This window comes from Aeromicrobium sp., from assembly GCF_036676885.1.
Classification (GTDB): Bacteria; Actinomycetota; Actinomycetes; order Propionibacteriales; family Nocardioidaceae; genus Aeromicrobium.
In genome coordinates this window covers 1-11217 of record NZ_JAKFCB010000300.1, presented here as the reverse complement: position 1 = coordinate 11217, position 11217 = coordinate 1, and the positions used below count along the sequence as shown (strand labels likewise).

Sequence of the window (11217 nt, the reverse complement as noted above, 5' to 3'; positions counted from 1 at the left end):
TCCCCGTTCGAGGACGCCAGCGCGTCATGGCAAGGACTCCAGCGGCCGGGATAGTGTGCTGACGTGATCACCGCCATCGTCTTCATCCAGGCCGAGGTCTCGCGGCTGTCCGAGATCGCCGAGCAGATCGCCGACATCAACGGGGTCAGCGAGGTCTACTCCGTGACGGGCGACCTCGACCTGCTGGCGATGGTCCGCGTGCGCCAGGTCGACGACGTCGCGACCGTCGTCGCCGACCAGCTCAACAAGGTCGACGGCGTGCTCTCGACCCAGACCCAGATCGCCTTCCAGACCTTCAGCCAGCACGACCTCGAGGAAGCCTTCTCGATCGGGCTGTAGGTGCCTAGACCAACGTCTGCGTCGTCTGTGCCCAGTTCTCCAGGACCCGTTTCGCGGCGCCGGTGTCGATCGACTCCTTCGCCCGCGCGATGCCGGATCGCAGCCTCGTCTCGAGGTTGCCCTCGGCCGCCTCGTGGGCGGCGATCGCAGCCCCGGCGTTGAGCAGGACCGCCGTACGTACGGACGACTCCTCGCCGCCCAGCACGCGCTCGAAGACCTTGGCGTTGAACGCCGGGTCACCGCCGGTGAGCTCGGACACCGGCGTGTAGTCGAAGCCGAACACCCGCGGGTCGATCGTGTCCTCCGACACCTCGCCGGTCGCGCCGTCGGCGATCCACACCCGCGTCGTCGTGCTGGTCGTGATCTCGTCGAGGCCGTCGTCACCGCGGAACACGAACGCGTCGGCTCCCCGAGCGCCCAGGACGCCCGCCATGATCGGCGCCATCCGGGTATCCGCGACACCCACCGCCATGGCCAGGGGCCGGGCCGGGTTGGTCAGCGGGCCGAGGAAGTTGAACGTCGTGGGGATGCCGAGCTCGCGCCGCGGCACCGCCGTGAAGCGGTAGGACGCGTGGAACACCGGGGCGAAGCAGAACGTGATGCCGCAGGCGTGCAGCACCTCGAGGATCTTGGTCGGCGGGACGTCGAGGCGTACGCCGAGCTGCTCGAGCACGTCGGCCGAGCCGCTGGCGCTCGACGCCGCCCGGTTGCCGTGCTTGACGACCGGGATGCCGGCGCCGGCGATCACGACAGCGGACATCGTCGAGATGTTGACGGTCTTGGCCCGGTCGCCGCCCGTGCCGACGATGTCGACGACGCGCCCGTCCACCTTGAGCGGGACGGCGTGGCGGTACATCGAGTCGACGAGACCCTGCACCTCGGCGAGGGTCTCACCCTTGCTGCGCAGCGCCACGGCGAACCCGGCGATCTGGGCAGGCGTCGCGTTGCCGGAGAGGATCTCCTCCATCGCCCAGGCGGCGGAGGGCGCGTCCAGGTCCACGCCCGACACGAGAGCGGAGAGGACGTCGGGCCAGGTCGTGGACATCGAACGGCCCGTCAGCCGGGTTGGAGCACACCGCGGGCGAGGTCGATGACGACCTCGGCCAGGCGGATCGGCTCGATCGGGTGGGAAACCGCGGCCTCGGCGCGGGACCACGTGGCCAGCCAGGCGTCCTGGGGGCGTCCGGTCAGCACGAGCACAGGCGGCGCCATGTAGATCTCGTCCTTCATCTGCCGGGCGATACCCAGACCGCCGGCGGGCACGGCCTCACCGTCAAGGATCACCAGGTCGATCGTGCCCGCGTCGAGCTGTTGGAAGACGACCGGCTCGGTCGCGCACTCGACGTACTCGAAGGGCGGAAGGTCGGGATGCGGGCGAGCGCCCAGGGCTGAAAGCACAGCAGCGCGGACATCGCGATCGTCGCTGTAGACCAGGACACGTAGGGGCTTGTGCTCACTCACGGGTCGATCGTACATAATGATCGCGTGGCGACTACATCCGTGATTCCTGCTTCCCGACTCCATGGCCAGGAAGGCCGTCCGTCGATGGTGACGGTGGGGACCATTGTGTGGCTCTCCAGCGAGCTCATGTTCTTCGCCGGGCTGTTCGCCGCCTACTTCACGATTCGCAACATCGCGCCCAATCTGTGGGACCAGCAGACCGAGCTGCTCAACATCCCGTTCGCCACGGCCAACACGGTGATCCTCGTGCTGTCGTCGGTCACCTGCCAGTTCGGTGTGTTCGCCGCCGAGCGTGGCAAGGCCGGGCGCAGCGGCACGCTCCGCCAGGTCAACCTGTGGGGCATGCGTGAGTGGTTCTTCCTCACCTACCTGATGGGCGCGGTCTTCATCGCCGGCCAGGCGACCGAGTACGCCGCACTGGTCCAGGAACACGTCACGATCTCGTCCTCGCCCTACGGCAGCCTGTTCTACCTCGCGACCGGATTCCACGGCCTGCACGTCATCGGCGGCCTGATCGCATTCCTGCTGGTCATCGCCCGGACGTTCCTCGCTCGCAAGTTCACCCACGAGCAGGCCATCTCTGCGATTGTTGTGTCCTACTACTGGCACTTCGTGGACATCGTGTGGGTCGGGTTGTTCGCCACGATCTACATGCTCCGCTAAGGCTCCCCTCACTGCAGGTCGGGCCTCGCCCGAAGGTATTCTCAGCAGCACTTCCAGGAATGAGGTTCTCGGTGCGGAAACTGTCCACCAGACGCCGGCATCCACTCGCCGGCATCGCCGTTCTGCTCGTGGCACTCGGCGTTGTCGGAGGGGTCTATTCGGCGGTCGCGCCAGAACCCGCGAAAGCTGCGACCGCGTCGACGCAAGACGTCGAGGCCGGTCGCCAGCTGTTCCTGATCGGCTGCGCCAGCTGCCACGGCAAGAACGCCAGCGGCATCGAGACCAAGCGTGGCGGCAACTACGGCCCGTCATTGATCGGCGTCGGCGCTGCCGCTGTCGACTTCCAGGTCGGCACCGGCCGCATGCCGATGGCCAAGACCGCGCCGCAGGCACCCAAGAAGGACCCGGAGTACACCGCCGAGGAGACCCGGCAGCTCGCGGCCTACATCGCCACCCTGGGCGCCGGTCCGGCCATCCCGGACGACGAGTACACCGACACCTCCGGCAAGACCGCCGAGCAGATCAGCGAAGGCGGAGAGTTCTTCCGCACCAACTGCACGGCCTGCCACAACTCGGTCGGTGCCGGTGGCGCCCTGCCCAACGGCAAGTACGCCCCCGCGCTCGACGGCGTCAGCGCCAAGCACATCGCCGAGGCCATGATCACCGGACCGCAGCAGATGCCGGTCTTCTCCGACGACGTCATCACGCCCGAGGACAAGAGCAACATCATCGCCTACATCCAGCAGGTCCAGGATCAGCCCAACTACGGCGGCATGGGCGGCGGAGGCCTGGGGCCCGTCGTCGACGGACTGTTCACCTGGATCATCGGCATCGGCGGCCTCGTGATCGCCGCCGTATGGATCGGCGCCCACGGAGCGAGAGTGAAGAAGAAATGAGCGACGAGCTCGACCAGCTGCCCCACACCGAGCCGGTGAGGGACCCCGGCCTTCCGGAGCACCAGTACCGCCCGACCGACGTCGACCCGGCCCAGGACAAGCGTGCCGAGCGACAGATCTCCGGCATGTTCACGGTGGCATCGCTGCTGCTCGTGGGGTTCTGCGTCGCCTACATCATGATCGACAAGGACCAGACGTTCCTGGGCTGGTCGGCCATGAACTTCACCCTCGGTGCGACCCTCGGCGGCGCGATGCTGCTGATGGGCGTCGGAATCATCCAGTGGGCCAAGAAGCTCATGGGTGACCAAGAGATGATCGAGCTGCGGCACCCGGCCTCCTCGAGCGCCGAGGACCGTGCCGACACGCTCAAGCAGCTCAACGACGGCATCAACGAGTCCGGATTCGGCCGTCGCCCCATGATCCGTCGTTCGCTGTTCCTGTCGATGGGCTTCCTGGCGCTGCCGACGGTCATCATGCTCCGCGACATGGGCCCGCTGCCGTACGGCCACCGCAACACCGTGTGGAAGAAGGGCATGCGCGTCGTCAACGACGTCGCCGGCACCCCGATCAAGCCGTCGGACCTCCAGGTCGGCCAGCTCGTCAACGCCGAGCCCGCCATCATGTACGAGATGGACGAGGAAGGTCACCCGGTCCTGCACGGCACCGAGCTGCTGGCCGCGAAGTCCAAGGCCGCCGTCATCGTGGTCCGGATGCGCCCCCAGGACATCTCGCCGGCCAAGGGCCGCGAGAACTGGGGCGTCGACGGCATCCTCTGCTACTCCAAGATCTGCACGCACGTCGGTTGCCCCATCAGCCTCTGGGAGCAGCAGACGCACCACCTGCTCTGCCCCTGCCACCAGTCGACGTTCGACCTGGCCGACAACGGCAAGGTCGTCTTCGGCCCGGCCCACCGGCCGCTCCCCCAGCTGCCACTCGCGGTCGACTCCGAGGGCTATCTGATCGCCGTGAGCGACTTCACCGAGATCGTGGCGCCGAGCTACCCAGAGCTCGCCCGCGACCAGAAGAGGTTGGATGATAAGTCATGAGCACCATCGACGAGCAGACCAACATCGAGGACACGGCGTTCGGCAAGAAGGCCGCCGGCCCGGTCGGCTGGCTGGATGACCGGCTCGGCCTCGCCGGTGCCAGCAAGCGTTCACACCTGCTCCGCAAGGTCTTCCCCGAGCACTGGTCCTTCATGCTCGGCGAGATCGCGCTCTGGAGCTTCGTCGTCCTGCTGCTGACCGGTACGTTCCTGACGTTCTGGTTCGTGCCGAGCATGGGTGAGACCACCTACAACGGCTCCTACACCCCGCTCAACGGCGTCGAGATGTCCCAGGCATTCGCCTCGACCCTCGACATCTCCTTCGACGTCCGCGGCGGACTGCTGATCCGGCAGATCCACCACTGGTCGGCTGCGCTCTTCGTCGCCGCGATGATCGTGCACATGCTGCGCGTGATGTTCACGGGCGCCTACCGCAAGCCGCGCGAGCTCAACTGGCTGATCGGCCTGGGCCTGCTGCTCCTGGGACTCGTCGAGGGCTTCGCGGGCTACTCGCTGCCCGACGACCTGCTGTCCGGCACGGGCCTGCGCTTCGTCGACGGACTCGTCAGGTCGATCCCGATCGTCGGGTCATACCTCGAGTTCTTCATCTTCGGTGGTGAGTTCCCCGGCGACCTCATCATCCCGCGCCTCTACATGGTGCACATCCTGCTGATCCCGGCGCTGCTGCTGGCTCTCATCGGGGCGCACATGATCCTGCTGGTCTTCCACAAGCACACGCAGTGGCCTGGCCCCGGACGCACCGAGAAGAACGTCGTCGGCTACCCGATGCTGCCGGTCTACGCGGCCAAGGCCGGTGGATTCTTCTTCGTGGTCTTCGGCTTCACCGCGCTCATGGGCGCGACGCTGCAGATCAACCCGATCTGGGTCTACGGCCCTTACAACCCCTCCGAGGTCACCGCCGGCTCGCAGCCGGACTGGTACATGGGCTTCGTCGAGGGCGCGGTCCGCATCTTCCCCAACTGGGAGAGCACGTTCTTCAACTACACGTGGAGCTGGAACGTCTTCCTCCCCGGCGCGATCCTGCCGGGAGTCTTCCTCGGGGTGGGCGCCGGCTGGCCGTTCATCGAGCAGTGGATCACCGGCGACAAGCGCGAGCACCACCTGCTGGAGCGCCCGCGCAACGCGCCGTTCCGGACCGCGTTCATCGTCTCCGGCATGACGGCGTACGCCGTGCTGTGGATCGCGGGTGGCAACGACATCATCGCGACCCAGTTCCACCTGAGCCTCAATGCCATCACCTGGTTCTGCCGCTTCGCCTTCTTCATCCTGCCGATCGTCATGTTCATCATCACCAAGCGGATCTGCATCGGCCTGCAGCGCGCAGACGCCAACCGCATCCTGCACGGCTACGAGACCGGCGTCATCGAGCGGTCGCCCGACGGCGGCTTCTCCGAGCGCCACGCTCCCCTGCCGGTCGGCAAGCAGTTCACGCTGACCAACCACGACCGGCTGCCGGTGCTCGAGGCTCCCCCGGAGACCGACCACAACGGCGTTGCCGTGCCCCACGGCCGCATGGCCAAGTTGCGAGCCAAGGCACGGGCGTTCTACTACGACGGCGTGGTCGACAAGCCCACTGTCGAGGACGTCCACCATGCCGAGGAGCACCTGCGTGACCACGACGGTCATCCCGTCGAGCTCGGCGACGAGTTCCAGGGCGTGTCCGAGACCGGTATCCCCCGGGTGCACTGAGCCCGTACGTACGACTCGAAGCCCCCGTCAGCGCTGCTGGCGGGGGCTTCGTCCTGTTCATGGGTCGTCCGTCCACCTGCGGCCGCCCCACGCGGGCGCTCAGGCCTTGTGGAGTGCTGAGCCCTGGAGCCAGGTGGACCAGTCGACGTTCCAGTCGGTCCAGCCGTTGCGGTCCTCGAGCGACCGTGGACTGTTGACGTAACGGACGACATCGCCACGGCGGGAGCGGTGGTAGAGCCAGCTGGCGTTGGCGGTGCTCATGCCGGTGCACCCGTGACTCACGTTGTCGCGGCCCTGTGAGCGGACCGACCAGGGCGCGGCGTGCAGGAACTCTCCGGAGTTGGTCACGCGCATCGCCCAGCGGACGTTCTCGATGTTGTAGTAGCCCGGATCCTCCGAGTCGACACCCGTCGTGGCTGCGTCCATGTCGATCGAGGAGAACTTCTCCATGATGACCTTGGTGCCCTGACGCGTCCGGTGCCCGTTGTCGCCGGTGGTCACCGGGATGGTCTTCTCGACCACGCCGTCGACGGTGTACTTGAGCCGGTGCCTGGCGACGTCGACCACGCTGACCCGCTTGCTCCCGACCTTGAAGTCGATGAGCTGGTCCTGCTGGCCGTAGATGCCGTCGCCGGCCGGCAGCCCGTTGAGGCGCAGGTTGATCTTGACCCTGGCGTACGCCGGCCAGAAGGTCCGCGGGCGGAAGTGCGCCTCGCGGTCGGAGAACCAGGTCCAGGAGCCCTCGACCGTCGGCTTGGACTGGACGCTCATGTTGCGCTCGAACAGCGCACGATTCTTGACCGGTACGTCGAACGTGACGATGACCGGCATACCGACGCCGACCGTCTCGCCCTGGAGGGGAGCCACGGACGGGTAGGTCTGCTGGGCGAGCGTCAACGGCTGGGTCGTGAAGCTGCGGATGATGCTGCGGTCCTTGCCGTCCTCGCCAGTGCCCTTGACCCGCAGTGTGTAAGCCGTGCCGGGCTCCAGCCGCTGACTCGCCAGCCACGAGCCGCCGGCGACCCGCCCCTTGACCGTGGACTCGCCGTCGTCGCTCGTGAGGACGCCGCTCGTGATCGACCCGTGCTCAGCCTTGACCGCGACGATCGTGCTGACGCGTACGTCCGTGGCCTTCTGGTCGACGTTGGCGGTCAGCGTGATGGGATCCTTGGGCTTGTCAGGCGTGACGGCCTCCTTGACGCCATCGGCTGTGCAGGCGGACAGAGCCACAAGAGCCGCGCACACGAGCGCGGCCGGCAGACGGAGATCCCTCACCAGACCATTCTAGGTGGTCGTGGGTCGCGACCGAGCCACGATCGTCAAGGTATGTTGACGGGTCGGGCGCGTCAACATATATTGACTCCATGAGCCGAATCATGGCGGCCGAAGACCGCCCCGAGGACCCGCTGTCCGCGCTCAGCCGGGTGGCGAAAGCACTCGAGGAGCTGGAGCGTGAGGAGTACTACGAGGTCATGCGGGCGCGGCAGGCCGGCGTCAGCTGGGCCGGCATCGCCGCGGCGCTCGGCGTCTCCAAGCAGGCGGTGCACCGCCGGTTCAAGCGACGCCTGGCCGGAGATGCCGCGCGCTGATCGTCAGTGCGCGTGGATGCCGCGGTAGTACTCGAAGATCCAGCCGCAGGCCGCGACCGAGAGGAACACCGCGCCGATGATGAACAGCCACCAGCCGATCACGACACCCAGCACCACCACTGCGAGTGCCGAGGCGCAGAACAGCGGCCACCAGCTGAAGGGCGGGAAGAAGCCCTGCTCGCCGGCGCCATCGGCGATCTCGCCGTCGGTGCGGTCCTCAGGCCGATCGGGGATCTGCTTGGCGACCACACCGAGGTAGAACCCCAGCAGCGCCGTCAGCAGGAACGTCATGACCAACGCGGTGGTGCCGGTGGGATCGTGCGAGAGAACCCAGTAGACGGGCGCGACGATCACGAAGAAGATGCCGCACGCGATGATGGTCCAGTACTCGGCCTTCATGGATCAGTGACCGTCCTTGCCGTCGTCGGTGTGGTGTGCTGTCGCTTCGCCCTTGCCCTCGACGTCCGGCGCATCCGCGATCGGAGAGGTCTCCCCGGGGTTGTCGAGCAGCTCGAGCCGCGCGATCTCGGGGTGGTGCAGGTCGAACGCCGGGCTCTCGGAGCGGATGCGCGGCAGTGACGTGAAGTTGTGGCGCGGCGGCGGTGACGACGTCGCCCACTCGAGCGAGCGGCCCCAGCCCCACGGGTCGTCGAGCCCGACGAGCGGGCCCTTGCGAGACTTCCAGACGTTGTAGAAGAACGGCAGCGTGGACGCACCGAGCAGGAACGCGCCGATCGAGGAGATCTCGTTGAGCGTCGTGAAGCCGTCGGTGGGGCCGTAGTCGGCGTAGCGACGCGGGAAGCCCTCGACGCCCAGCCAGTGCTGCACGAGGAACGTCATGTGGAACCCGATGAACAGCAGCCAGAAGTGGATCTTGCCGAGCTTCTCGTCGAGCATGCGGCCGGTGAGCTTGGGCCACCAGAAGTAGAACCCGGCGAACATCGCGAACACCACGGTGCCGAACACCACGTAGTGGAAGTGAGCGACGACGAAGTAGCTGTCGGACAGCTGGAAGTCGAGCGTCGGCGACGCCAGGATGACGCCGGTCAGTCCGCCGAAGAGGAACGTCGTGAGGAATCCCAGCGCGAAGATCAGCGGGGTGTCGAAGGACAGAGATCCCCCCCACAACGTGCCGATCCAGTTGAAGAACTTCACCCCGGTGGGCACCGCGATCAGGAACGTCATGAACGAGAAGAACGCCAGGTCGACCGAGCCGGTCACGAACATGTGGTGGGCCCAGACCGCGACCGACAGCGCCGCGATCATCAGGGTCGCGGCGACCAGGCCCATGTAGCCGAAGATCGGCTTGCGGGAGAACACCGGCAGGATCTCGGTGATGATGCCGAAGAACGGCAACGCGATGATGTAGACCTCTGGATGCCCGAAGAACCAGAACAGGTGCTGCCACAGGATCGGCCCGCCATTGGCGGCGTCGAACACGTGGGCGCCGAGACGGCGATCGGCCTCGAGGGCCAGCAGCGCCGCGGCGAAGATCGGGAACGCGATGATGATGAGGATGCTCGTGACGAGCGTGTTCCACACGAAGATCGGCATCCGGAACATCGTGAGACCGGGGGCGCGCATCGTGAAGATCGTGGTGATGAAGTTGACCGCACCGAGGATCGTGCCGAGACCCGACATCCACAGGCCCATGACCCAGAGGTCACCGCCTATGCCTGGCGAGTTGACCGCATCACTCAAGGGTGCGTACGCGAACCAGCCGAAGCTGGCCGCTCCTCCGGGGACGAAGAAGCCGGAGACGACGATCGTCGAGCCGAACAGGTAGAGCCAGTAGCTGAACATGTTGAGGCGCGGGAACGCGACGTCGGGCGCGCCGATCTGCAGCGGCATGATCGCGTTGCCGAAGCCGAAGAACAGCGGCGTCGCGAACATCAGCAGCATGATCGTGCCGTGCATCGTGAAGAGCTGGTTGTACGTCTCCTCGTCGACGACCTGGGTGCCTGGCTGCGCCAGCTCGGCGCGGATCAGGAGCGCCAGGATGCCGCCGATGATGAAGAAGGCGAACGAGGTGAAGAGGTACATGTTGCCGATCACCTTGTGATCGGTCGTGGTGAGGACCATGACGACCTTCTGGCCGAGGGTGCGCTCGTGCGTCGTCTCGCGAGGTGTCTCGAATGCTGCCGTGGTGGTGGCCATCAGTGCCCCGCTCCTTCCTGGACGTCTTCGGCTTCGCCGTTGCCCTCTTCGTGGAGGCCCGCGATCGTGCGGGCTTCCTTGGCGCCCTTGGGCGCGCCGATCTGGCCGGCTTCCTCGAGCTCGACGAGGTGCGCTTCGTACTCCGCCTTGGAGACGACGTGGACCTTGAAGATCATGCGCGAGTGGTAGAGGCCGCACAGCTCAGCGCAACGCCCGGTGAAGACGCCCTCGCGGGTCGGCGTCATGTCGAACTGGTTCTTCTGGCCCGGGACGACGTCCATCTTGAAGTAGAACTCGGGGATCCAGAACGAGTGGATGACGTCGGGCGACAGCAGCCTGAACCGTACGGACTCGTCGACCGGGAGCCACAGCTCCGTCGGGTCCTGAGGGGTGCCGATGTCGAAGACGTCCTCGCCCTCGGTGGCGTCCTCGTTGAGGTAGCTGAAGGCCCACTGCCACTTGCTGCCGACGACCTCGATCGTGTGGTCGGGGTTCTCCACCTCGCGGAGCATGTCGTTCTGCGACGTGACGGTGTGGAAGAAGAAGACCGCGACGATGACGACCGGGGCGAACGTGTAGAGCGCCTCGATCGGCAGGTTGTAGCGGATCTGGACCGGGACCTCGTCGTCGCTGCGCCGACGGTAACGGATCATCGAGTAGACGATCAGGCCGAAGACCAGCAGGAAGACGGCCAGCACGGCGATCCAGGCGCCGAGCCAGACGTTCCACATGGCGTCCGATCGGTCGCTTCCGGCGACGGGCAGCGCGAGGCGCTCGACGTCGGAATCACCGACTTGGGAACAGCCGCTCAAGACCACGGCGGCGATGGCGAGAACCGCCAGCTTCATCCGACCCACGGGGCGCCTTTCTGGACCATGACTGTCACGTGATGACACGTGCAGCACCTTACTTGAGCGGGACCGACCACGTGCGGTGAGGTCAGCCTCTGTTGGACGTATGTCTGACCGGCGCGTCACGCGAGCGAGAGCGCCGCGTCGATGTCGGCCTTCGCCTGCTCACCGTATGCCGTACCGATGCGCTTGAGGAAGCCCTCGCGCTCGAGCTGGTACTCCTGCGTGCCCTTGGTCTCGACGACGCTGGCGGCGATCGTGCAGCCGATCTGCGCCGAGCGCTCGAAGTCGAGTCCGGCGGCGACTCCGGCGAGGAATCCGGCGCGGAAGCTGTCGCCGACGCCGGTCGGGTCGACCGCGACGATGCCCTCGATCGCCTTGACCTCGATGGGCTCCCCGTCGGCGGGGTAGACCGTCACGCCGGCCTTGCCGCGGGTCACGATGCGGGTGCCGACGTGCGCCTGGACGTCGGCGGAGGACCAGCCGGTCTTCTGCTCGATCAGCGC

Annotated in this window: 13 protein-coding genes; 6 read left to right on the top strand and 7 right to left on the bottom strand. The window is 66.6% G+C overall.

What is annotated here, in order from left to right:
* The first annotated feature begins 63 nt into the window (after positions 1–63).
* On the top strand, positions 64–339 hold the full coding sequence (locus V6M46_RS13670; protein ID WP_332666087.1) for an Lrp/AsnC family transcriptional regulator: 276 nt from the start codon (positions 64–66) through the stop codon (positions 337–339).
* 4 nt (positions 340–343) lie between these two features.
* Here V6M46_RS13670 and trpD read toward each other — a convergent pair whose 3' ends face one another.
* Positions 344–1384: an anthranilate phosphoribosyltransferase gene (trpD, locus tag V6M46_RS13665; RefSeq protein WP_332666085.1), complete on the bottom strand. Its 1041-nt coding sequence runs from the start codon at positions 1382–1384 to the stop codon at positions 344–346.
* Positions 1385–1395: 11 nt separating this feature from the next.
* A complete protein-coding gene (locus V6M46_RS13660; protein ID WP_332666083.1) occupies positions 1396–1800 on the bottom strand; it encodes an Rv3143 family two-component system response regulator in 405 nt (134 codons plus the stop codon).
* Between V6M46_RS13660 and ctaE the strand changes: the two genes are divergently transcribed.
* The 4 genes from ctaE (at position 1789) to qcrB (ending at position 6114) form a co-directional block, all read left to right on the top strand.
* Positions 1789–2463 carry an aa3-type cytochrome oxidase subunit III gene (gene ctaE, locus V6M46_RS13655; RefSeq protein ID WP_442880521.1) on the top strand — a complete coding sequence of 225 codons (675 nt, stop codon included), beginning with the start codon at positions 1789–1791 and terminating at the stop codon, positions 2461–2463. The two genes, V6M46_RS13660 and ctaE, sit on opposite strands and share 12 nt — an antisense overlap.
* 71 nt (positions 2464–2534) lie before the next feature.
* Positions 2535–3359, top strand: a complete 825-nt coding sequence (qcrC, locus tag V6M46_RS13650) for a cytochrome bc1 complex diheme cytochrome c subunit (protein ID WP_332666079.1) — start codon at positions 2535–2537, stop codon at positions 3357–3359.
* A complete protein-coding gene (gene qcrA / locus V6M46_RS13645) occupies positions 3356–4405 on the top strand; it encodes a cytochrome bc1 complex Rieske iron-sulfur subunit (protein ID WP_332666077.1) in 1050 nt (349 codons plus the stop codon). Before qcrC ends, qcrA begins: the two co-directional genes overlap by 4 nt.
* Positions 4402–6114, top strand: a complete 1713-nt coding sequence (qcrB, locus tag V6M46_RS13640; protein ID WP_332666075.1) for a cytochrome bc1 complex cytochrome b subunit — start codon at positions 4402–4404, stop codon at positions 6112–6114. Before qcrA ends, qcrB begins: the two co-directional genes overlap by 4 nt.
* A gap of 99 nt (positions 6115–6213) precedes the next feature.
* Here qcrB and V6M46_RS13635 read toward each other — a convergent pair whose 3' ends face one another.
* Complete coding sequence (locus V6M46_RS13635) at positions 6214–7389, bottom strand: L,D-transpeptidase (protein ID WP_332666073.1); 1176 nt, start codon at positions 7387–7389, stop codon at positions 6214–6216.
* 89 nt (positions 7390–7478) lie between these two features.
* Here V6M46_RS13635 and V6M46_RS13630 point away from each other — a divergent pair, with 89 nt between their 5' ends.
* Entirely contained in the window at positions 7479–7703 is a 225-nt protein-coding gene (locus V6M46_RS13630; protein ID WP_332666072.1) for a helix-turn-helix domain-containing protein, read from the top strand.
* A 3-nt stretch (positions 7704–7706) separates the two neighbouring features.
* Here the strand turns inward: V6M46_RS13630 and V6M46_RS13625 are convergent, their stop codons facing one another.
* The 4 genes from V6M46_RS13625 to V6M46_RS13610 all read right to left on the bottom strand — a co-directional run.
* Positions 7707–8102 carry a cytochrome c oxidase subunit 4 gene (locus V6M46_RS13625; protein ID WP_332666071.1) on the bottom strand — a complete coding sequence of 132 codons (396 nt, stop codon included), beginning with the start codon at positions 8100–8102 and terminating at the stop codon, positions 7707–7709.
* Positions 8103–8105: 3 nt separating this feature from the next.
* Entirely contained in the window at positions 8106–9860 is a 1755-nt protein-coding gene (gene ctaD, locus V6M46_RS13620; protein ID WP_442880519.1) for an aa3-type cytochrome oxidase subunit I, read from the bottom strand.
* Positions 9860–10708 carry an aa3-type cytochrome oxidase subunit II gene (ctaC, locus tag V6M46_RS13615; protein ID WP_332666089.1) on the bottom strand — a complete coding sequence of 283 codons (849 nt, stop codon included), beginning with the start codon at positions 10706–10708 and terminating at the stop codon, positions 9860–9862. The genes ctaD and ctaC overlap by 1 nt, the downstream gene beginning before the upstream one ends.
* 125 nt (positions 10709–10833) lie before the next feature.
* The coding region (locus tag V6M46_RS13610; RefSeq protein ID WP_332666070.1) for a PfkB family carbohydrate kinase at positions 10834–11217 on the bottom strand (384 nt) is incomplete at its 5' end.